Raw genomic sequence first — 23346 nt, 5'->3', positions numbered from 1 at the left:
CTCAAAAGAGCCTAAAACTTTCTGCATAAAGCAATTGGAATGTACTCGCTTTATGCAGTCCATCACCTTAGTTTCTCCATCCCGACGGTGCATAGCCAATACGCACACGTTGCGGATGGTTACCAACAGGTACGCTCAGCACTTTCTCGCCTGTCTCAAAATCAATCACCGTGACCACATCATTAGCACTCTCAGAAATCACACAACTTTTTCCATTGGGGCTACGAGTTGCCCAATAAGGTTTACCCGCTGGAATCAACTTTGTTGCTGTTAAAGTTTTACGATCAACAATAGTTGCATAATCATCCATTGTGCCTGCAACACAAAGTTTCTCACCTTCCGCACTCATGGATAAACCATGATGGCGTGAATCATTTACCCATTTAGTACGGTCAGATGGAATCGTGGAGCTACCCGGTAATTGGCCAATACGTGTGATTTTGTCTTGGTTTAAGTCATATTCAATCAGGCCATTAAAAAATGACACTTGCGCATAAATTTTTGACTCATCTTTACTTAAAACCATAGGCCTCACAGCGTTGGATAAATCTTTGCGTCCAAATGCATCCAGTGCAGGTCTAAAATCTATTTTTTTCAAAATTTTATAGTTATTGGCATCTGCAATCGTTAGATAACGTTTACCTTTGGTAAAGTCTTGCCAGCTGGCGTCCATTGGCGTTTCAACATTCCCAATTGCTGAATTAATAATTTTACTGCCACCCGCAAAATAGATATTTTCATGTGGTTTATCGCCAGTATCAAAACGGCCTAATTCCTGACCAGTTTGAATATCTAAAACCTGTACTACATTTCCAGAAGAGGCAGACACCGCCACACGTAGCCCATCAGGTGAAACCGCCATGTGATCTGCTCGGAAACCCTCTACAGAAGTTCTCCAATTAATTTTTCCGCTGGCAATATCAATTGATACAACATCAGCATAACTTGGACGTGATGCCACCACAGATTTACCATCTGGTGTGGAATACATATCGTCTACCAATTGGTCATTGCCCTCACCAGCGGTATTGCGAATGTAGCTATACGCGACCAGCTTAATGGGATTTAAATAAATTTCTTTAAGGCGCTCTTTACGATCTGGCACCATATTAATCACGCCAATTTTACCAAAGTCCCCTGATGGTCGAATTACCGTAACCGTACCATCCCAGTTATTACCTACAAAAAAAACTTGCTGACTATTGGCCGGCGTTGCATGGCTCATGCCACAGCAACTTGCCAATGCGAATACTGTCCCTAAACCGTATTTGAATAATGGCACACGCTTTGTCATTTTTATCATTCCTATATTTCCATATTTTTGTTTTATTTTGGAACACACCTTGCTAGCTTTGCATATCCATGACCAGATCAAGAGAAATTAATATACAAATGTAGTTCAATAAAAAATAAGCATATCCGACCAAATTCAGGCAATCCGACAAACTGTAAAATCTTGCTATAAATTAGAAATGCTCTATTTAGCCATACAAAGGCTATGCAGGTATTTAGTAAAAGGATTAGACTACCCGTAGGCACCATTATTTGTTCTTTTTGTATGCTTGATTTTCCTGTCGATTTAAAACAGCTTCGTAAACAGCTTAGAAAGCAACGCCGTAGCCTCAGCATATTCCAACAAAAACAAGCTGAACAAGCCACATACAACCGTTTAATCCGCCTGCCCGAATTTAAACATGCACAGCATATTGGCGTTTATTTACATGCCTTTGGCGAAATTCACACCAGCAAGATCATTGAATATTGTTTTGAGCATGGCAAAGCGGTGTATTTACCCCTCATTTGTAATATGAATCAACGCTTACAATGGGTGCGTATTTCACAGCATCAATTTCGTACACGGCGCTTTGCACCGCATCGCTTAGGTATGCGAGAACCCATGCGCTCAAGAGGTTTGCACATCAGCCGTTTGAACCTTGTGCTTATGCCATTATTGGCCTGTGACAATCTAGGCACACGGATTGGCATGGGTGGTGGTTTTTACGACAAAACCTTGGCAACAGCAGTACAGCAACCTTTTCGCTTAGGGCTTGCACATGAGTTTCAAAGATATGACGGCTATTTAAAACGTGAAAAATGGGATCAACCGCTAGATGCCTTATTAACACCACCGCATATACACCGTTTTAAACGCTAAATTGATCATTTTGACCATTAACAATGGTTAAAAAACATATATTTACTTATTTTTCGCACAATTTATATCGCGTCGCCCTTGTAATTTTAAAAATACCCATCACTATAAAAATATGGCAACACCGTTGTCACTCATTAGGAGTGCCCATGTCTGAACTTATTATGAATGAAGAAAGCTTAGAACTCGAAGTTCCTAGCATTTTACCGCTTTTAGCGCTGCGTGACGTGGTGGTTTACCCGCATATGCAAATTGCACTGTTTGTTGGTCGTGAAAAATCGATTAATGCAGTGAATGTGGCTCGTAACAGTGACAATCTAGTATTTGTAGTTGCACAAAAAGATTCGCTTACAGAAGAAATTGATCACGACAATTTATATCAATACGGTACTGTCGCGAAGATTGTGCAAGTTGTGAATCATGAAAATGATGAAAACTGTATAAAAGTATTAATTGAAGGCTTGCACCGTTCTAAGCTCGAAAAAATCATTGATGACAATGATTATTTAACGGCTGAACACAGCTTAAGCCCAATCACAATTGATCTGGAGTCTGAGTCACAAAGTACACGTATTGAAGAATTACGTACTTTATTTGCTCAGTATGCTGAGGCAAAACTGCGTAATGCACGTGAACTGATTGCAGCAGCCAACAAAATTACTGATCTTTTGCAGTTATTGTTCTTTGTTGCGACACGCGTGCCACTCAACATCGACATTAAGCAAAAGTTCTTAGAACACGATCAATTCGAAGCACATTTGCAAGAATTAATGACGTACTTACTGCAGCAGTCTGAAGAACAGCAAATTGAACAAACTTTGCATGACTCTGTAAAACGCCAAATGGAAAAAAACCAGCGTGAATACTTCCTCAATGAAAAGATGAAGGTCATTCAACGCGAACTTTCTGACATGAATGGCGGTGCAGAAGACGACGTTGCAGAAATTGAGCGTCGCTTGGCTGAAGCAGACTTGCCTGAGCATGTCCGTAAAAAAGCAGAAGCTGAGTTCCGTAAACTCAAAGCCATGCAACCTGCGTCAAGTGAAGCGGCTGTAGTGCGTAACTATTTAGAGGTGATTTTAGATACACCTTGGAATAAAGCCAGCAAAGTCAGCATTAACTTGGCCAAAGCACAAGAAATTTTAGATACAGATCATTATGGCTTAGATGACGTTAAAGATCGTATTGTGGAATATCTTGCAGTGCAATCACGCGTGAAAAAACTCCGTGGCCCAATTCTATGTTTAGTTGGTCCTCCAGGTGTGGGTAAAACTTCGCTTGGTGAATCTGTAGCAAAAGCAACAGGTCGTGAGTTTGTCCGCATGGCACTTGGTGGCGTACGTGATGAAGCTGAAATTCGTGGTCATCGTCGTACTTACATTGGTGCGATGCCAGGTAAAATTGTGCAGTCTTTAACTAAAGTCGGCGTGAAGAACCCTCTGTTCTTACTCGATGAAATTGACAAGATGGCACAAGACTACCGTGGCGACCCTGCTTCTGCGTTGCTTGAAGTACTTGATCCATCACAAAACAGTAAGTTTAACGATCACTATTTAGATCTTGATCTAGACCTGTCTGAAGTGATGTTCATCTGTACTGCAAACAGCATGAATATTCCAGAAGCATTACTTGACCGTATGGAAGTCATTCGCCTACCGGGTTATACCGAAGACGAGAAAGTGAATATTGCTGAGCGTTATCTTGTTCCTAAAGCCATTAAGAACAATGGCCTACGTGCAAAAGAATTGACGGTTCACGAAGAAGCGATTCGCGACATTGTACAGCGTTATACACGTGAAGCAGGTGTGCGTAGCTTAGAACGTGAAGTCTCTAAAATTGCGCGTAAAGTGGTTAAAGAAGCGGTAAGCAAAAAAGCGAAAAATCTTCAAATTGAAGTGAATTCGAGCAACTTACCTGACTACTTAGGTCCACACAAATTTGACTTCGGTATGGCTGAAGATGAAGCTCAAGTGGGTCGCGTAAATGGCTTAGCTTGGACTTCAGTCGGTGGTGAATTACTCACGATTGAAGTTGCTGCTGTCAAAGGTAAAGGTAAGTTCATTACCACTGGTTCTCTTGGCGATGTAATGAAAGAATCCATTACTGCTGCTATGACGGTTGTACGTACACGTGCAGATGAACTCGGCATTGAATCTTCACGTTTTGAAGAAACCGATGTGCATGTTCATTTACCAGAAGGTGCAACACCAAAAGATGGCCCATCTGCTGGTTTAGCCCTCACAACTGCTTTAGTCTCTGCTTTCACAGGTATTGCAATTCGTCCAGATATTGCAATGACAGGTGAAACCAGTCTAGGTGGTCGTGCAATGCGAATCGGTGGTCTAAAAGAGAAACTTTTAGCTGCGCACCGTGGCGGAATTAAACTGGTCTTTATTCCACAGGAAAACGTACGTGATTTGGCAGAAATTCCAGAGAACGTTAAACAAGGTCTAGAAATTAAAGCTGTGAAATCTATTGATGAGATTTTACCTTTGGCTTTGGTAGATACGCCTAAACCTTTGGCTAAAGCACCCATTGTGAAAACAACTGAAGAAGGTAAAGCTGCGCGTCATTAATCGCCTAGTTTTAGTTTTAGATAAAAGCCCTGTTTCGACAGGGCTTTTTCATTTCCAGCAGATCAACTGGATTTTTAAACTACAAAAATGTTTAAGACTATTTAAGTGCTTTCATCCCATCCAAAAGAATGGGACATACTACGAGTGCGATATACAAGCAATAGTTGATTAAGAAAATATATAAAATAACCAAATTTTTTATCAAACTTAAGCCATTGATAAATTTTTATATTTAAAAAGAAAAACCTAGCGAATCATTTTAATTTTTATAAAATTTTGATTTTTCGCTTGAAATATACACAAAATAACCCCATATCTAATTATAAGATCATACGCGCTGTATGTTTCTTTTTATGTTTTTGATGTTTTACATCTAGAATGGTTACCAACATCTCCAGGTTGGTAACCTCCTTTCGCAGTCCGAAGGCTTTCTGGGCTGCGTTTTTTATGTCTATTCCTTCAGTAGCATTTTCACTACACCATTCACTACATGCCCCATTTTTTCAGTATCCAGACGATCTAAAGTATCTTGCCGTGTGTGATAATATTTATTGCGATACATTGCTGTATCTGTGATGGTGATGGCTGGAAAATCAAATTTCCAATAATTCAAATGATCTGAAAAATCTAAATCCTGCATAAAACTCGGTGCAATTAAGCGTTCGCACTGCAGAGCGTTGAGTTTTCTCATGGCTGTGCAGTAGTCATAAGTTAAATCACGTGACATGAGATTACCCACAGCAGCAATAAAATTGCCATGCGCTGGATAAATCCACTTTAAACCTGCTGGATATTGTTGCACTTCATTTTCATCGAAATAGCCGATCATTTCTAAAATATAGACTGCCACAATCTGTTGTTTATGCTTGGCTAAAGATTTAGCATGAATAAAACTGCCCATATTTTCTGTACGGAAATACGGTGGCTCAGCCAACGTATAAAAAACAAAATCAATATTATGTTTAAGGCTGGCTTTTTCAGTCGCCAGAATACGAGCAATCTCAATTACCCCTGCTACACCAGATGCATTATCGTCTGCCCCCATGGCGTCTTGTAGAACATCATAATGCGCACCCACCACAACTTTTTTGTGATTTACCTGTGTTTAGAGAACACACCACATTACGATAAGGTAGGCTATTGACCGTATAATTTTGATATTGGCATGGCACACCAAACAAACGCATTTGTTCTCTAATCCATGCCGACACTCGATTGAGCTCTTGAATATTTTGTGCATGACGGCCCGCTTGGGCACCAATCACTTGCTCCATATAGACACGTAAGTTTTTTGCATCTGCTGGTATAGCTGCAAACGCCAGCGAGCTGAAACTGAATAGCAACAAGAAGGTTAAATACAACCCAATTTTTTGAACAGATCTTTGGCGCGGTTGGAGCATTATTATTATTCTCACTGCTGATCGTTTTATATCATTATTTTGACCCGTAATGACTTAGACCACGGACGATATTCGGGTATTAAAGCAACAATAGTTGGACTAATTCAATTGCATTTTGTGTCTGAAATTCGCAATAGTGTATTAGAGCGTTATAATAGGCCTTTCTTGCTGTTACCCTGCCCTCTATGAAAATTCGTATTTTGACCATTGGCCAAAAAATGCCTGCTTGGGTACTTACTGGCTTTGAAGATTATTTCAAGCGCATTCAACCTTTTGTACAAACACAAATTATTGAATTGCCAATGGCAAAACGCGGTAAAAATGATTCTGAAGCAGATATTTTAAAATACCGCCAAATTGAAGGCGATAGTATTTTAAATGCCATGAAACACAATGAAGTGCTGATTGCTTTAGAAGTCGGTGGCCGTGAATTTAGTACGGAAAAACTGGCAGAAACCATGAAGGGCTGGATGCTTGAAGGTAATGATATAGTTTTAGCCATTGGTGGACCAGATGGCCACTCTGAGGCAGTTCGCAAAGCTGCAGCATGGCATTGGTCGCTTTCCAAATTAACCCTACCACATCCGATGGTACGCGTTATGCTGATTGAACAGCTATATAGAGCAATGAGTATTAATAATAATCATCCTTATCATCGTGCAGGTTAATTTCGTATCTCATTCACAGGCAACTGTCATTTTTAAACGCTGTATCCTGTGTATGATCATGTTATAAAATATCCATTTTTCTCCCTTTAGGCATGTAAATGTACATGCCTAAATTTATTTAGGGCATATCTCTCCTATGAAGCTACAGACTTTGCCTGGCTTATTTATCTCTCATGGTTCACCCATGTTAGCCATCAATCCTGAGCAAATTGGGCCAGCACTCGAGCGCTTGAGCCTAAACCTGCCTCGGCCCAAAGCAATTATTGTGATGTCTGCCCATTGGGAGAGTAAAGACATAGAAGTCAGTACAGCCTCACGTCCTGAAACATGGCATGACTTCCGTGGCTTTCCTGCCGAATTGTATGAGATTCGCTATCCCGCTCCGGGTCAACCCGAACTGGCTGAGCATATTTTAGACTTGCTGGCTCAAACAGGATTTGAAGCCCATGCCAATAACACACGTCCGCGTGATCATGGCGTATGGATGCCACTACTCCACATGTATCCAGAAGCAAATATTCCACTCATTTCAATTTCTTTGCCTATGAATTTATCGGCGGAAGATATTTTCAGTATTGGCCGTGCTCTAGCAGAATTACGCGAACAACAAATTTTATTGATTGGTTCTGGCAGTATTACGCATAATTTACGGGAAATAGAATGGCAGAATCCAAAGCCAACCACTCCAGAATGGTGTTCTGTATTTCGCAATTATGTCGTAGCAAAACTACAGCACCATGATTTTGATGCCGTGCTGGATTGGCAAACCATTCCTCATGTGCTACGCAACCACCCCACCCTAGAGCATTTTGCGCCGTTATTTTTTGCTATGGGTACAGGCAAGCGTTTTAACATTGTGCACCATAGCTATTCTATGGGTGCTTTAGGGCGAGATATTTATCGCTTTGACTAGTTTTTTGAGTCAAAAAAAGCTATTGCATAAAAATATTTTATAATTTAACAATTTTTTATTTATGGATACATTTTGATACTTAAATGTTCAAAATGTATCCATTAGTTTATGTTTTAATTAATGTATTCTAAATTCTGTTATTTAAATCAATTATTTGTAGACTAAAACATGAAATTAAAATTTTTAGCCATTGCTCTTTTCCCACTCACATTGGCTGCCTGCCAAACTGCTGATTTACAAAAAGCAGGAGATTTAGCCGTGTCTGTATTACAACAGCAAAATGCAAATAAAACCTTGGCTTCCTATCAATGGAGTACCGATACAGGTGTACCAAAACCTTTAGTGCTTAATTTTTCAGACGATAATCGTCTTAGCATTAGTACATCATGCAACACAATGGCCAGCTCTTGGAAAGTTGAATCTAACATCATTGAAACAGGCACACTGATGTCTACAATGATGGCTTGTTCTGGTGATTTGATGAAACAAGAAGGTATTGCTGGTCAGATTTTTGAGAACGGTAAAACGGCATTTAAATTAAATCTAAATGATGTTAATGCACCAACCTTAACACTGATCGCAAAAGATGGTACGCCGTATGTGTTTACAGGCAAAATGACACCTGAAACAAAATACCAAACCCAAGGCGAAACTATTTTTCTCGAAGTCAGCCCTGAAACAAAAAAATGTACTGGTGTTGCACCACAAACTTGCCTACAAGTACGTGAAGTTAAATATGCAGACAATGGTGTGAAAACCCAAGTCGACAAAGATTGGACATTATTTTATAACCAAATTGAAGGTTTTGAACATCGTCCAAATGAACGTCAAATCATTCGTGTAAAACGTTATGAAATTAAAAACCCAGCAGCAGACCAGTCTAAATATGCTTATGTATATGACATGGCGGTTGAACGCGAAGCGATTAAAGGCTCACTATAAGTTTGATTTAGACCTATAGATCTTCATTTATCAGGCATAAAAAACCGAGGCATTTAGCCTCGGTTTTTTTATTTTGTACTAACTTAAAACTTAGTAAACGCCTTGCGCAAGCATCGCATCAGCAACTTTTACGAAGCCCGCAATGTTCGCACCATTTACGTAGTTTACAGTACCATCTTCTTCAGTACCGAATTTCACACAGTTACGGTGAATTTCTTTCATAATCGCGTGTAGACGCTCATCAACTTCTTCAAAAGTCCAACCCAAACGGATTGCATTTTGAGACATTTCTAGACCAGAAGTTGCAACACCGCCCGCATTTGATGCTTTACCTGGTGCATAAAGAATTTTCGCTTCTACGAATTTCTCTACAGCAGCCAAAGTTGAAGGCATGTTTGCACCTTCAGCAACACAGATCGCACCGTTTGCAAGAAGGGCTTCAGCATCAGCTTCATCTAATTCGTTTTGAGTTGCACATGGAAGCGCGATATCGCACTTAATACCCCAAGGACGTTTGCCTTCAAGATATTCGAAACCATGTTTAGATGCAAATTCAGAGATACGACCGCGTTTAACGTTTTTCAATTCCATCACTTCAGCAAGAAGCTCAGTTGTAAAACCGTCTTTAACGAATACAGTACCCGCAGAGTCAGAAAGTGAAACGACTTTTGCACCTAAATACATTGCTTTTTCAGCAGCATATTGAGCAACGTTACCAGAACCTGAAATCGTTACAACTTTATTTTTAAAGCTATCGCCACGAGTCTTGAGCATTTCCTCAGCGAAATACACAGTACCGTAACCAGTTGCTTCTGGACGAGCCAAAGAGCCACCGAAAGTTAAACCTTTACCAGTGAATACACATGAAGTGTCATTGCTGAGCTTCTTCATCATACCCGCCATGTAACCAACTTCACGGCCACCTACACCAATATCACCCGCTGGGATGTCAGTGTTAGAGCCTAAATGACGATATAACTCGATCATTAACGCTTGGCAGAAACGCATGATTTCGCCTTCAGATTTACCTTTAGGGTCAAAATCTGAACCGCCTTTACCACCGCCCATAGGCAAAGTAGTTAATGCATTTTTAAATGTTTGTTCGAAACCTAAGAATTTAAGAATTGAAAGGTTTACAGATGGGTGGAAACGCATGCCACCCTTAAAAGGACCAATTGCCGAGTTATATTGAACACGGAAAGCACGGTTTACATGAGTTTGACCTTTGTCATCAACCCAAGATACACGGAATTGAATCGCACGTTCTGGTTCTACTAGGCGTTCTAGCAAACCATAATCAGCATATTGTGGATTCTTTTCAATGAATGGCCAGAGACTAGTCATTACTTCTTCAACAGCTTGAAGAAATTCTGGTTGATGAGCATCACGTGATTTTACGTAATCTAGGAAGTCGTTAAGGCTGTTGTATTTCAACGCTTAATCCTCAGCAGAAATGGATCAAAATTGGTCAAAATTTCAATCAATGATTTATTTTGGCGCAAAACATTAAATATCTTTTGTTTACATTCGGCAACAGTTTTTTAAAAAAACTTTATTTTTTGTTTAACAACAGCAATTTAATTAAAATTAATAACACTTTTTTTTATACAATTAATAACTTTTTCACATATATGAAAGCATATTTTTGCTCGATTTTAATGCATATCTAGTGCTATTTTCGTGCAGAGGAATTATGTTCAAAAACATGCTAGTATTGCGTTTCAGCCATTTTTAACATTTTGTCTGCCCCGCAGTTTTGGTTTCACATGAACACTCAATTTTCCCTGATTCAAAGTATCGATGCTCTGTTACCGCAAACCCAGTGTGGTTTATGTGGTCACCGTGATGGTTGCTTACCTTATGCCAAATCGATTGCTGAAGGTGAAGAAGCCAATAAATGCGTCCCTGGTGGTCAGCCTGTTGCAGATGCCCTTGCCAGCTTATTAGGCCGTGCAAAACTCACTGCTGAAGAAAGCGTATGGCCAACGCAAAGCGATGGTCGTCCACAACGTATGAAGGCGATTATTCGCGAAGACGAATGCATTGGTTGCACAAAATGTATTAGTGCCTGCCCGGTCGATGCCATTATTGGCTCTGGCAAATTAATGCATACTATTTTGACTGACCTGTGTACGGGCTGCGAGCTGTGTATTCCACCATGCCCAGTAGATTGTATTGACTTGGTCGAAGACCTACAAAGTATTCCTACAGAGATCATCCGCATTACAGAACAAAATGATCTGCGCGAGCGTTATTACTCACATATTCAGCGTGAAGAAAAGCGCCGTGTTGATCGTAAAGGGCCTGTAGTACGCGCCGAAATTGATACCGCACTTTTTGCTCAATTTTCTGCGCAGTCTTCTGTGATGCCAGAAATACAAGTGGCTGAAAAACCAGAACCTGTTGCCGTTAAGCTTGATGCAAAAACCACCATTGAATTAGCTAAAATTAGAACACAAATCAAAAAGTTAGAAAAACAACTGAGCGTACGTGAAGATTCCAACAAACGCCAAATGCTTGAACAACTGATGGTTCAACTTAGCGTATTACAGGGAGCATCCGTATGACTGTAAAAAACATGACTAAAAAGCAAATTCAAACTTTTTTTGAACGTTTAAGAGCACAGCGCCCTCACCCAGAAACTGAGTTAAACTATTCTAATCCTTTTGAATTATTGGTGGCTGTGACTCTGTCTGCACAAGCAACGGATGTCAGTGTGAATAAAGCGACGGATAAGCTTTTCCCTGTTGCCAATACCCCTGAAGCAATTTATGCATTAGGTGTTGATGGGCTCAAAACATACATTAAGACCATTGGCCTATATAATTCAAAAGCCGAAAATGTGATTAAAGCCTGCAAAATGCTGATTGAAAAGCATAACAGTGTTGTGCCCAATAACCGTGCTAACCTAGAAGCTTTGCCTGGTGTAGGACGCAAAACGGCTAATGTGGTACTGAATACTGCATTTGGCCAGCCGACTATGGCTGTAGATACGCATATCTTTCGTTTGGGGAATCGTACGGGATTAGCAGTTGGTAAAAATGTTTTGGAAGTTGAACACCGCTTAGTCAAAGTGATTCCTAAAGAATTTATTGTAGATTCACATCATTGGCTGATCTTACATGGTCGTTATTGTTGTATTGCACGTAAGCCCAAGTGTAATGAATGCATTGTATCGGATGTATGCAACTGGCCAGATCGCTTTGAATTTGGTGCGACTCGACCTATACAAATCAAAAACAGCAAAGCTGAACTTTAAGTTCAGCTTTTTTTAATTCATGATTTTGACATAAGATCTTATTTATTTTTTTCATCTTGATGTTGTTTAATTTTTGGATGTAATTGGCGCTCAGGGGCACCTGCTTGCTTGCGCTCTAGAGCCTCTTGCTTACGCACATTTACCAGCATTTTATAACTCATCACAGAAACACCAATTACGACAGCAACTGTAACCAGCATCATTAAAACAACACCTATTTCCATGATTTAACCTATTCATAAAAACCAATAAAAAGAGCCCTAATATGACTTAGGGCTCTTTGAAAGTCAAAATTCGAAAAATCGAATTATTTTGACTGATCTAAAATCGCAAACAAATCAGTTTGAACGTTTTCGATTGGACGAAGACCATTCAATTTGTCGTATGTTGGCGCATTTTCACCAGAAGCCGCACGGCCTTGGTAGAAACCAACCAATTGTTCTGTTTCAGTGTGATATGAACCTAAACGCTTACGAATCGTTTCTTCTTGGTCATCTGGACGTTGCACAAGGTCTTCACCAGTTTCGTCATCTTTACCTTCCACTTTTGGTGGGTTGTAGACGATATGGTAAACACGACCAGATGCAGGGTGCTGACGACGACCAGAAAGACGTTGTACGATTTCTTCGTCTGGTACATCAATTTCAATCACGTGATCGATATTAATGCCTTCATTTTCCAACGCTTCGGCTTGTGGAATCGTACGTGGGAAACCATCGAAGATGCAACCGTTTACACAGTCAGGTTGAGCAATACGTTCTTTTACAAGACCAATAATAAGCTCATCTGAAACCAAGCCACCATTGTCCATGACGCTTTTAGCTTTAAGGCCTAGTTCAGTTCCTTCACGAATTGCAGCACGGAGCATATCACCGGTTGAAATTTGTGGGACATTGTAGCGCTTACAGATCAGCTGAGCTTGTGTACCTTTACCTGCTCCAGGTGGTCCGAGTAAAATAATGCGCATAAATAAACATCCTCATTTAAAACAATATGTATAACACTGCTCAGCGATGATCAATCAAATTCGATCTTGCTGCCAGCATCTAATTATAAGAAAGCCACGAACAAATGTATTGTACCAGCGATAAAACCAGTTACACCCCCAAGTACAATCAAAATCCATTCGTCTTCCTGAAAAGCAGGACGTAATAGGTTTTGAAATTCTTTTGGCGTTAACTCACGGATACGGTCTTTAAACATTTGAAAGATTTTCTGTGCACGGCTCGCATTAAACGCAGGGTCGCATACAGGCACCATCGTAATTTCTATTGAGCGGTCAATCAAGTCTGTCTTGAGTTTTGCGTATTCTTTTGGTCCTAAAGACAGCTGTAAAGACGTTCTGACCAACGGAGTTTCCATAATTTCATTAATATGGCGTTTCACAATACGGCGCGTTTTATCTTTTTTAGCACCATACATCATTTCGGTCATAATCGACTTTAAGGTGATTAGCTCTTCAGTGACCACACTCGCAAATACATCGGATACTTCTTCCTGACGTTTCATAAATGCGCCCTGAATATTGTAAGTACCCATACGTGGAATCACAGGTTTAATCCAAGGGAATTTATGTCCTTTAGTCAACTCAAAAAACTGTGGATAGCGCACGTAGTGTGGCTCTACAGGATTAAACACCATCCAAATGGCGATCCAGTTTGTTAAGAAACCCCAAATAGCCGCCCAAAATGGCACTGTCCAATGCCAAGGCACAACAAACCAAACGATCATTTGGAAAATACCAAAGAACATGCCTATCAATGCACTAATATGCCAAATAAAGTTAATCTCTTTTTGGCCAACCTTTAAGAACATGCGTACCATCAATTTGCGGTCGCCTTCCATTTGGCTTACCACCATGTCGCGCATGTTGACTAGTGACTCAACGTTCATGGTCAGTTCGGTCACAAGTTCCTTTAACGTACCTGGTAATTGTTTTTGCGCTTGTGCATAAATTCGGCGTTTGATCGAATATGGAAGGTTTTCCCACAATACGGCATTGCGATCGATCATAACTTCATCAATGAGATGTTCGAGCTCAAAGCCCACTTGCTCACCAATAATACGCGCCATATCTTCAGGGTCCATCGCATTTAAAAACTCTTGCAAAGAACCTAATTTGGATAGCGTATTGTCAGTAATAATCCCAGAGATACGGCCAGCTTTACGTGGCACAATCCCCTGCCATCCCACAGGCAATGGGCCTAAATGGAAACCCCAAAAATTAATTGGGTAAAACACCATTTTAAGCGCCATCCATACATGTGCCCATGTAACAAATGCAGTAACAGGGATAATGCTGAGCACGGCCCAAAAATCTGGACGCTGTGTAAAGGTTTGCCATAATTCGCTGACGTACTCAAGCATGTATCATTTCCATATTTAATTTTATTAAGTCGACTCTAAAGAGATCACAGGCAATATTGTTACTATAATCCAATACTTATAGTATAGGAGAATTGTAGCTGCGGTTTCGTTTCTGCAGCAACAGTCCCATCATTATTTGTCAATTTTTCGCCAGCGCCAATACCCACACTAAAGGTACTGATCCTTTCGCGACTCATCATGACATAGGCTAAATCTACACCACCACCTAAGCGACTTTCATAGCTATTATCGACTTTTTTACTGTCAATATGGCCTGCGTATACACCTAGGTAATAACCGTTTTTATCTTTACCTGTGAATTGCACTGGGTAGCGAAAACCGACTTGCCCACCTGCGGTATGATCATCATTTAAATATACACCGCCTTTCACATAAGCAATGCCGTAAGGATTCACCCATTCGGTATTTAAATGGATCATTTTTTGCGTAAAACCGACCCCGAGGTTCAATGTCTGCGCATCGCCTTGCTTTAACTTTGCTTCTGGCAGAAAGCTATTGTCTTGTGCATAAGCAGTATTGGTTACCAATATAAAAGCCAACAAAGAATAAACTTTGTTCATTATTTTCACCATCTTCCGTAATTATATTTGTAATAGATTTCCTATTTTTATGCGATTTGACTTTATCAGAATTATTCGCATCCTTATATACTGCAATTTACCTTTTTGATGTCTACAAAGTCAAAGTTTAGACAGAACATACAATGCAGACATTTTTTATCTATCAAAAAACTGCATTTGCGTTAGAATATTCATCTTCAAATTTCCCTCTAGTTTCTGAGTCAAGCCGATCGCGTATGAAGCAGCACTTTCCTTTAAAAAATGTACAGCAAGAAAAGCGCATTTATCGCAATCGGGTACTGATTTCAGCAGGTATAGTTATTTTCTTTATGCTGTTATTGGTGGTACGTTATGCCTATCTCCAAATCAGCAGTTATCAAGAATTTTCAACTGCATCAGATCAAAACCGTATTCGCCTACAGCCTTTAGCACCTGCACGTGGTTATATTTATGACCGTAATGGTGTGTTACTGGCAGACAACTATCCTGTATTTTCTGCCACCATGAGCCGTGCAGATATTCCAGATATCGATGACACTGTGAATCGTCTAATTCCGATCTTAAATTTAACGGAAGAAGATATCGATCGCTTTAAAAGTCGTATTAAGACCTCTAAAAAAACAGAACGTGTAGCGCTTAAGCTAAATTTAAACGAAATTGAAATCGCTAAATTTAGCGAAGTAAAATATCAATTTCCGGGTGTCAACATAGAGACCCAAATGACACGCTATTACCCACATGGCGAACTCTTTGCGCACGTGATTGGTTATGTCGGTCGTATTAATGACAAAGAACTCAAAAGTATTGATAAAGACCTCTACGCAGGCACAAACCTGATTGGTAAAATTGGGGTTGAAAAGTCTTATGAAGAATTATTACATGGGTTACCTGGCAATGAATCTGTTGAAGCAGATGCACACGGCAATGTTTTACGTCATTTAGGCCGTAAAGATCCTGTTCGTGGTAATGATCTCTTTTTATCTTTAGATTATGGCTTGCAAACTGTTGCCTCAGAACAACTAGCAGGGCGCCGTGGTGCAATTATTGCCATGGACCCACGTACAGGTGAAATTTTAGCCCTAGTGTCTAGTCCGAGTTTTAACCCTAACCTTTTTGTGACGGGGATTAGTAGCAAGGACTATAGCGCGCTACGTGATAATTTAGATCAGCCACTTTATAACCGTGCTGTACAAGGTGCGTATCCACCAGGTTCAACCATTAAACCAATGTTTGGTATGGGCGGTTTGCACTATAATTTGGTAGATTGGAATACGGCCATTGCCGATCCAGGTTATTTCACTTTACCTGGTGATAGTCATCGCTTCCGTGACCATAAAAAAACGGGGCATGGCTCTGTGAATATGCATAAAGCTCAAATTGTTTCCTGTGATACTTATTTTTATATCCTGTCGTATCGTATGGGTATTGAAAAAATGAACACTTGGATGCGCCAATTTGGCTTTGGTTCGAAAACTGGCGTCGATTTACCAAGTGAAAGTGAAGGTCTATATCCAAGCCCTGAATGGAAAATGCGTACCCGTAAGTCGAAATGGCTCAAAGGTGAAACCATTTCCGTTAGTATTGGCCAAGGTGCTTTTACAGCGACACCGCTACAGCTTGCAATGGCAACCGCAATCACAGCCAATCAAGGCGCGCATGTTACTCCCCATGTACTTCGTGACAGTAAGGGCTTTAAAGCCTATAAGGCACACAATGCACCTGATGGCCATATCGAATTTAATGGTAAGCCTGAAGATTGGATCAAAATGCGTGATGCGATGGTCGATGTTGTTGAAAGCGGTACCGGCCGTGGTATTCGTACACCGATGTATCATATTGCTGGTAAAACAGGGACAGCCCAAGTCAAAAGTATTGCGCAAGGTAAACGCTACAATGAAGCTCTTTTAACCGAGCGTCAGCTGGACCATGGTCTGTTTGTAGGCTTCGCACCTGCAGAAAATCCTGAAATTGCGATTGTTGTAGTATGGGAAAATGGTCGTCATGGTGGCTCCGCTGCCCAATTAGCACGTCCAATTTTTGATTATTGGTTATTGCAACGTAAGAAAAACCCAATTCGACCTGCAAACCATCAAATTAGCGGTGGCTTAATGACCGCAGGCATTAAACCAGGTGAACTGCCAAGTGGTAGTAATATATTGTCTGCTGACCCAAATGCAGCGACTCAAAGCAATAGCCATGCAAATAGCCACAACGCAACACCAGCATCAAGCCCAGTAGCATCAGCCCCCGTGCCTGCGCCTTTGACAGCACCTGTAGCAACATCGAATGATGTGGAATGAATTGAATTATGAAAAATCAAATACGTATTATTGGTGGTGAGTGGAAGCGTCGCCAACTCCCATTTGCATCCATTGATGGTCTTCGACCAACGCCTGACCGTGTACGTGAAACATTATTTAACTGGCTGATGTGGGATGTGCAAAACGCGCAGGTTTTAGATATTTGCACAGGTTCAGGTGCTTTGGCTTTTGAAGCACTATCACGTGGTGCCAGCCAAGTTGTAATGATTGAACCTGACCGTAATCAAGCTCAGTTTTTAACTCAAAATCTTGAGTTATTACGTGTGACCAAAGCACAAGCTCAACTCAAAGTAGGCACCGCACAACAGACCCTTCCAAGCTTAAAACAGCAATTTGATTTGGTATTTTTAGACCCTCCTTATAGCTTAGATTTGTGGCAAGAATTGGCTGAGCTGGCAGACCCTCTAATTAAACACCAAGCATTGATTTATGTAGAAGCAGATCAAGATTTAAGCAAATTAACACTTCCGACTTCTTGGCATAAAATTAAAGAGACCAAAGCGGGAACCGTACGTGCTGGCTTATTTCAAAAAACCTCTCAGCCTTAATTTTCTTAGTCGGCTCATCCTGAGCTAGCATTTAAAATATCTTTGACATAAAAAGACGCTGAATGCGTCTTTTTATAATGGCACTCAACTTATTCCCCTCTATAATGCTGAAGAATATTAAAATTTCAGCTAAGCATAGGTGAATTCCAGTTAAATAAAACTGCTATCTTTCGTTAAGATAAGCGACTCAATTTTCGTACATGATTTTCATGACTTGGCTGATTTTTATCATAGGTGCAATGCTGGCGGGCTTTATACAAGGCTTAACAGGTTTTGCATTTGCACTCGTGGCCATGTCTTTTTGGGTTTGGGTATTACCACCCCAATTGGCAGCACCTTTAGTGGTACTCGCTTCGGTGTGGAGCCATGTCATTTCCCTCAGACAAGAAAGTGGACAGCATAACTCGTCACGTCAGCTGGTTATTCCCTATATCATCGCAGGCTTAATTGGCGTGCCTTTAGGTACCTATCTTTTAGACTTAATTCAGGCACATACTTTTAAGCTATTGCTTGGAATTTTTTTAATTATTTGGTGCCCAGTTATGCTGTTTAACCCCCAAATTAAGGGCATTCAACAATCTGGTCGCTATGCTGATGCCAGTATTGGTTTTTTTGGGGGGATTTTAGGAGGCTTAGGCGGTTTTTGTGGTTCGCTACCTTCCGCATGGCTCATGCTCAAACAGCGCCCAAAACAAGAACAACGCTTTATATTGCGCCATTTTAATTTTGCTATCCAGCTCTTTACCCTTATTGCTTATTTAGCCCAAGGAACCTTACAGACTCAACTACTCCCCTATGCTTTGGTATTACTTATTGCAGTGAGCCTCCCAGCAATGCTGGGCGCAAAACTATTTTATAAAATTTCAGAGCGACAGTTTAAGCACAGTGTATTGGCTCTACTATTTTCTTCGGGTTGCTTCCTACTTTTTAGTAGTATGGTAGAAGCCAGTTAAAACACACCACTTGCTATTTAGGCCGTGCTGTACGTAAAGGTTTAGAATCACGTAAGGGAGACTCTTCCTCTCTCACCTCTTTAATATCTGGATCATCCGAATGGCCGACTGAACTTAATACTGCACCGGTCATTGGTATTGGGTGAGTAACCAATGTTATTTGCGATGTGGTCATGGCGTGTATATCTGATGGAACATCAGCCGCATAACTCGAACTAGCCAACATTAAACATAAAATTGCGAAAGACTTTTTACAGCGTTTTAATTGCATGAGCACAACCTTATACATCCAACTGTATGTGAGGCTGATTATTAAAATTTATTCTGAAGATATCTTGAAGGAGATGTAAAATTCCGTATCTTTAAGTCATCAAATTGCGAAATACGGATGGATAAAATACACAACTATATTCGTGCCTAAACATTTTAAATCGTCCAAATTTATGCTGAACTCTATAAAATTTAATCCAAATTGGTTTAGCCTTTCAATTGTGTTATCTATCTTTTTATTTTTTGATCAATTGTTCAATAAATTTATACAGTTTTAATTTTATATATTTATACAATAGCCACTTACACGCCCACACCTCCTATTGATCTCTCATGAAATACATTTTCATGCCTGTAATGCTATTTTTACTTACAGGTTGTATGTTTGGCACATCTAGCGAAATCCGTAAAGCTGAAAAATTATTTGACCAGTTTCACTGCAATAACATTGAAACCAGTCAAATGGGACGCAGCTCAATTACCAGTTTTCATGAACATAAATTGGCATCGAGTAAACAAAAAGCTCAATCCTATATTCAAAGTTACAAACAGGGAGAACATCTGTTTGACTTACCTTTAGACCAAGTGATTGAGCAGCAATTTTTCATCTACAAAGCAGCTTGTCAAAATTTAGGTGGTATACAACATTAAGTTTCTTTCATGCCTCATGTCATTCCACAGCTGTAACCATCCCATAAAAATAGGGCTTTAAGCCCTATTTTTTATTTCGCGTAATAGCGTTGGTCCACACTAAAACTTTCTCGAAATTTCGCATGAATTTGTGCGTAAAAATCCATGATTTCTGCCATGTCTTTTTCATAATCTCCTGTTGGGTAAACAATTTTACCTACACCCGTTTTTTTCTTTGCATAGTCCATATAGGCCAAAGCAATAGGTACACCTGCATTAGTTGCAACATGGTAAAAGCCTGTTTTCCACTGTTCTTGCTTTGCTCGTGTGCCTTCTGGTGTGACTAACATGACCAGCTTGGGATGATCTTTAAATAAGTTGCTCATGACATCAACCATACTTAAACGTTGCTCACCCTCAACTTTTGGTCGACGGTCAATTCCAATTCCACCCATTGCTCGAACAAAAGGTCCAAATGGAAATTTCATATAGCTGTCTTTAATGGTAATACGGACATTTACCCCCATTGCCTTTAATGCTAAGCGTGCATAAAGTGCATCCCAATTACTGGTATGTGGCGCAGCAATCATCACACATTGATCCAAATTGAGTGGCCAATGATTATCAATTTCCCAACCCATTGCATTCAGACTTTTTTCCGCAAATTTTTCTAACACAGCAACCACGCAAACCCCAATTTAAAGTGTCGTGATTGTACTGATGTTATGGTAAATTAACAGACAAACCAGCTCAACAAACAACCAAATAAAATACATCTGTTCAGGCAGATGCGTCACAGTTTTATCTGGACATTCATAAATTTACAAGATCACTGTACAACATCATTCCAAAATGAATTATTTTTTATTGATCTTCATAAGGTAGGCAAATCACGTGAAAAAAATTATCTTAATTAGTGCATTATCTATATTTGCATTAAGTGCCTGTAGCAAAAATGAAACCAGCACAGTAGCACCATCCGTTGAAAAAACTGAACAACAAACGCCTGCAAGTACAGCAACAGCAACTACGCCTGCACCAACTGGCGATAGTGCAGAAAATGCCTTAGATTGGGCAGGTGATTATAAAGGCGTATTTCCTTGCGCAGACTGCGAAGGTATTAAAACCACACTAGAATTAAAATCAGATAAAACCTATGAACTAAAAGAAGAGTATTTAGGTAAAGGCAAAGAGCTCGAATCTAAAACTAAAGGCACATTTAGCTTTGATGCAAATCAGCCATCCATTATTACACTCGATCAAAATGCCGATCAGCGTAAATTCTTTGTGGGCGAAAACTATGTAGAAGCCCGTGATATTGAAACAGGCAAAGCGTTTGAGACTAAACTGAATTATAAATTAATAAAAGAATAGCCTTAAGTGTTTTACTTTAACTCATGGCTGACAGCTCTTTAAGCATTGATCATCAGCTTGTGTAAAAAGCTTAAAAATAAAAATCCCTGCATATAAGCAGGGATTTTTATTTTTCAAAGATCGCTAAATATTCAACGCAAATTTAGTATTTGAAACTTAGGTTAAAACGTAACATTCGAGGATCGCCCCAATTGACCAGCTGAGCATTTGGCGTGGTTCCTGCCAAATATTCACGATCAAACAAATTTTTAAGACTCAAACCTGCGCTCCAATCTTTAGCTTCATAACCTGCATTAAGATCAAAAAGTACATAAGTAGGCAGTTCAACAAAATCCGTACCACGCTGTGCAGTACGCGCCCCTTGATAACGCATGCCCGCCCCTACACGCCAACCCAACTGATCGGGACTAAAGAAATATTGTGTCGATAAAGATGCGGCATTTTTAGGTATATGATTGGTTCGCATACCAATATCACTGCTAATTAGACTTTCAGTCACTTTTGCTGTTGGAATATAACTATAGCTCGCCAATACTTTCCACTGCGGAGTTAGTGTAGCAGCCAACTCCGCTTCAAAACCTTTGGTTGTCTGCTCTCCAGTTTGAATTGAAAAATTTCCTGAACTGTCCGTTTCTGTTACGTTTTTACGAGTCAAATCATAATAAGCCACATAACCCTGTAAGCGCTGATCTAAAGCTTGTAACTTAACACCAATTTCAGTTTGTTCACCTTTTTCTGGGTTTAATAAACTTCCATCTTCACCTGAATCCGTCACAGGCATAAATGATGTCGAATAACTGATATAGGGTGCAAACATATCATTGATGCGATACATAACAGAGGCACTGCCTGTAAATGCATTATCAGAATTTTTCTTGTTTGAACCATTGAGTAAATTGTTAATTTCGACTTGAGTCCAATCATGACGTCCAGATAATGAGACTTTCCATGTATCATCTATACTGAAAGTATTACGCACGTATGCACCCGCATATTGACTATAGGTCATTTCATGGCTTGGCGTACCCAGCTTTTTAATCACAACATCACCATAATTAGGTGAATTCACATTAAAGTCATTAATGGTGTCCGTGCGACGGTAATAATCACTGCGCTCGTGCATTAAATCTAAACCCGCCATCAAATCATACTGCACTGCACCAAAATCAAACTTACGCTGTATATTACTATCGAGTGCATAATTGATATCGTGTTTATCTTGATTGTTAATGGCACGTTTAATGATAGGTAATGTACTGCGTCCCGAGGCCAATATCGAATGACCAATCGTATCAGTTTGGGTAACAGCAAAATTTTGCTTAAAGATCCAATCATGATCAAAATAATGTGTATAGTTTGCGCCTAAGCGGTACACATCCACATCATAACCATAATCGGGATCACCAAAAAAAAGGTTATGTGAGTAATTGACATAATCTCCCTGACTATAAGGCACGCCTTGTTGACGTAAATAATTTCGATGCTGATAACTTGCTATAACTGAAAGTTCATCTTTCTCACCTAAATCAAAATTATAAGACGGCGCAATATAATAATTTTTAAAAAACACCTGATCTGTCGGATCATCTTGATCTGACACTCGACCTACCAATCGAAATGCCCCTTTTTCTGTGTTATTTGGTGCGTAATTCAGATCAAATGTACCTTCTTTTAATCCATAACTACCAACGCTGAGCGTTCCTTTAGCCTCTGTAGTTGCTTGTGGTCGTTTGGTGGTCAGATTCACCATTCCCCCTGGTAAGCTTAAACCAAATCCAACTGAGGTTGGCCCTTTCACAACTTCAATCGATTCAAGGCCTGAAATATCTTCAGAACGTAATACATTATCCGAAGTTTGAATTCTGAGCCCATCAATATAAGTTTGCGAACTTGAAATTTGTCCACGAATAGTAAAATCATCCCATCCTCTACGACCGTATTGGCCTGCCGTTACGCCTGCTACACCTTCTAATGCTTCGGCAACGGTTTTTACTTGCTTCTGCTCTAACTGTTGTTGAGTCAATACACTAATGGCCTGTGCAGTTTCAAACAACGGTGCATCTGTACGCAGTACAGCTTGTGCTTGAGTTGCAACATATTTGGAACCTTGCTTGGAGGCCTCAACTGTAATGGTTTGCAGTTGTTGAGCTGTTTTTAGCCCTTCTGTAGATGTTTCTGCATAAGCCATGGGACTTAAAGCAACAAGAATGGATAATGACAAAGATGAGCGTGGATATTGCACTTCACATGACCAGATAAGAAATTAATGCGAATTATAATCATTTATATTTATAAAATATGTCTATTATTTCAGCACTAGTTTTTAGATAAAATAAGCAATTGAATCTGAAAAATAATTTATTAAATTTTTTGTATTGTTTAAATTAATCTA

General features: G+C 39.9%; 21 protein-coding genes and 1 pseudogene. 12 read left to right on the top strand and 10 right to left on the bottom strand.

Annotation, left to right across the window (positions count from 1 at the left end; all coding sequences use genetic code 11):
• Window positions 1-67: 67 nt before the first annotated feature.
• Entirely contained in the window at window positions 68-1294 is a 1227-nt protein-coding gene (locus tag D9K81_RS05940; RefSeq protein ID WP_120374381.1) for a YncE family protein, read from the bottom strand.
• Between the two features lie 264 nt (window positions 1295-1558).
• Between D9K81_RS05940 and D9K81_RS05935 the strand changes: the two genes are divergently transcribed.
• Window positions 1559-2155 (top strand): 5-formyltetrahydrofolate cyclo-ligase, encoded by a 597-nt coding sequence (locus tag D9K81_RS05935; RefSeq protein ID WP_120374380.1) that lies wholly within the window; start codon window positions 1559-1561, stop codon window positions 2153-2155.
• 146 nt (window positions 2156-2301) lie between these two features.
• Window positions 2302-4728: an endopeptidase La gene (gene lon / locus D9K81_RS05930; RefSeq protein WP_120374379.1), complete on the top strand. Its 2427-nt coding sequence runs from the start codon at window positions 2302-2304 to the stop codon at window positions 4726-4728.
• 451 nt (window positions 4729-5179) lie between these two features.
• Here lon and D9K81_RS05925 read toward each other — a convergent pair.
• Window positions 5180-6128, bottom strand: a pseudogene (locus D9K81_RS05925) (M28 family peptidase).
• Window positions 6129-6313: 185 nt separating this feature from the next.
• On the opposite strand from D9K81_RS05925, the gene rlmH reads away from it, so the two are divergent.
• The 3 genes from rlmH (at window position 6314) to D9K81_RS05910 (ending at window position 8651) form a co-directional block, all read left to right on the top strand.
• Window positions 6314-6796, top strand: coding sequence for a 23S rRNA (pseudouridine(1915)-N(3))-methyltransferase RlmH (gene rlmH / locus D9K81_RS05920; RefSeq protein ID WP_106986135.1), 483 nt, complete (start codon window positions 6314-6316; stop codon window positions 6794-6796).
• Between the two features lie 136 nt (window positions 6797-6932).
• Window positions 6933-7709, top strand: coding sequence for a dioxygenase family protein (locus D9K81_RS05915; protein ID WP_120374377.1), 777 nt, complete (start codon window positions 6933-6935; stop codon window positions 7707-7709).
• Between the two features lie 168 nt (window positions 7710-7877).
• Window positions 7878-8651 (top strand): DUF4377 domain-containing protein, encoded by a 774-nt coding sequence (locus D9K81_RS05910; protein WP_120374376.1) that lies wholly within the window; start codon window positions 7878-7880, stop codon window positions 8649-8651.
• A gap of 90 nt (window positions 8652-8741) precedes the next feature.
• On the opposite strand, the gene gdhA is transcribed toward D9K81_RS05910, so the two are convergent.
• The gene (gene gdhA, locus D9K81_RS05905) at window positions 8742-10085 is read right to left on the bottom strand and encodes an NADP-specific glutamate dehydrogenase (RefSeq protein WP_120374375.1); all 1344 of its coding nucleotides are present in this window, start codon (window positions 10083-10085) and stop codon (window positions 8742-8744) included.
• Window positions 10086-10390: 305 nt separating this feature from the next.
• On the opposite strand from gdhA, the gene D9K81_RS05900 reads away from it, so the two are divergent.
• Both D9K81_RS05900 and nth read left to right on the top strand, forming a co-directional pair.
• Entirely contained in the window at window positions 10391-11218 is an 828-nt protein-coding gene (locus D9K81_RS05900) for an RnfABCDGE type electron transport complex subunit B (RefSeq protein WP_227601946.1), read from the top strand.
• Window positions 11215-11910, top strand: coding sequence for an endonuclease III (nth, locus tag D9K81_RS05895; protein WP_120374373.1), 696 nt, complete (start codon window positions 11215-11217; stop codon window positions 11908-11910). The genes D9K81_RS05900 and nth overlap by 4 nt, the downstream gene beginning before the upstream one ends.
• A gap of 38 nt (window positions 11911-11948) precedes the next feature.
• Here the strand turns inward: nth and D9K81_RS05890 are convergent, their stop codons facing one another.
• The 4 genes from D9K81_RS05890 to D9K81_RS05875 form a co-directional block, all read right to left on the bottom strand.
• The gene (locus tag D9K81_RS05890) at window positions 11949-12134 is read right to left on the bottom strand and encodes a hypothetical protein (protein WP_120374372.1); all 186 of its coding nucleotides are present in this window, start codon (window positions 12132-12134) and stop codon (window positions 11949-11951) included.
• Between the two features lie 83 nt (window positions 12135-12217).
• A complete protein-coding gene (gene adk / locus D9K81_RS05885) occupies window positions 12218-12877 on the bottom strand; it encodes an adenylate kinase (protein ID WP_120374371.1) in 660 nt (219 codons plus the stop codon).
• 83 nt (window positions 12878-12960) lie between these two features.
• Entirely contained in the window at window positions 12961-14277 is a 1317-nt protein-coding gene (locus tag D9K81_RS05880) for a hypothetical protein (RefSeq protein WP_120374370.1), read from the bottom strand.
• A 62-nt stretch (window positions 14278-14339) separates the two neighbouring features.
• A complete protein-coding gene (locus D9K81_RS05875; RefSeq protein ID WP_120374369.1) occupies window positions 14340-14858 on the bottom strand; it encodes a hypothetical protein in 519 nt (172 codons plus the stop codon).
• A gap of 236 nt (window positions 14859-15094) precedes the next feature.
• On the opposite strand from D9K81_RS05875, the gene mrdA reads away from it, so the two are divergent.
• The 3 genes from mrdA to D9K81_RS05860 all read left to right on the top strand — a co-directional run bounded on the left by mrdA (window position 15095) and on the right by D9K81_RS05860 (window position 18680).
• The gene (gene mrdA / locus D9K81_RS05870; RefSeq protein WP_120374368.1) at window positions 15095-17158 is read left to right on the top strand and encodes a penicillin-binding protein 2; all 2064 of its coding nucleotides are present in this window, start codon (window positions 15095-15097) and stop codon (window positions 17156-17158) included.
• 8 nt (window positions 17159-17166) lie between these two features.
• Window positions 17167-17727: a 16S rRNA (guanine(966)-N(2))-methyltransferase RsmD gene (gene rsmD, locus D9K81_RS05865; RefSeq protein ID WP_120374367.1), complete on the top strand. Its 561-nt coding sequence runs from the start codon at window positions 17167-17169 to the stop codon at window positions 17725-17727.
• 209 nt (window positions 17728-17936) lie between these two features.
• Window positions 17937-18680, top strand: a complete 744-nt coding sequence (locus D9K81_RS05860; RefSeq protein WP_120374439.1) for a sulfite exporter TauE/SafE family protein — start codon at window positions 17937-17939, stop codon at window positions 18678-18680.
• Window positions 18681-18693: 13 nt separating this feature from the next.
• Here D9K81_RS05860 and D9K81_RS05855 read toward each other — a convergent pair whose 3' ends face one another.
• A complete protein-coding gene (locus D9K81_RS05855; RefSeq protein ID WP_120374366.1) occupies window positions 18694-18951 on the bottom strand; it encodes a hypothetical protein in 258 nt (85 codons plus the stop codon).
• A 332-nt stretch (window positions 18952-19283) separates the two neighbouring features.
• On the opposite strand from D9K81_RS05855, the gene D9K81_RS05850 reads away from it, so the two are divergent.
• The gene (locus tag D9K81_RS05850) at window positions 19284-19601 is read left to right on the top strand and encodes a hypothetical protein (RefSeq protein WP_120374365.1); all 318 of its coding nucleotides are present in this window, start codon (window positions 19284-19286) and stop codon (window positions 19599-19601) included.
• A gap of 71 nt (window positions 19602-19672) precedes the next feature.
• Here D9K81_RS05850 and D9K81_RS05845 read toward each other — a convergent pair whose 3' ends face one another.
• Window positions 19673-20257: a 1-acyl-sn-glycerol-3-phosphate acyltransferase gene (locus D9K81_RS05845; protein WP_228199826.1), complete on the bottom strand. Its 585-nt coding sequence runs from the start codon at window positions 20255-20257 to the stop codon at window positions 19673-19675.
• Window positions 20258-20474: 217 nt separating this feature from the next.
• Between D9K81_RS05845 and D9K81_RS05840 the strand changes: the two genes are divergently transcribed.
• Window positions 20475-20954, top strand: coding sequence for a copper resistance protein NlpE (locus D9K81_RS05840; RefSeq protein WP_120374364.1), 480 nt, complete (start codon window positions 20475-20477; stop codon window positions 20952-20954).
• 142 nt (window positions 20955-21096) lie between these two features.
• On the opposite strand, the gene D9K81_RS05835 is transcribed toward D9K81_RS05840, so the two are convergent.
• Window positions 21097-23142, bottom strand: coding sequence for a TonB-dependent siderophore receptor (locus D9K81_RS05835; RefSeq protein ID WP_227601960.1), 2046 nt, complete (start codon window positions 23140-23142; stop codon window positions 21097-21099).
• Window positions 23143-23346 lie beyond the last annotated feature (204 nt).

It is taken from the genome of Acinetobacter chengduensis (assembly GCF_003664645.1).
GTDB classification, from domain to species: Bacteria; Pseudomonadota; Gammaproteobacteria; order Pseudomonadales; family Moraxellaceae; genus Acinetobacter; species Acinetobacter chengduensis.
The sequence above is the reverse complement of the archived record's forward strand: the minus strand, read 5'-3'. Positions and strand labels throughout refer to the sequence as shown.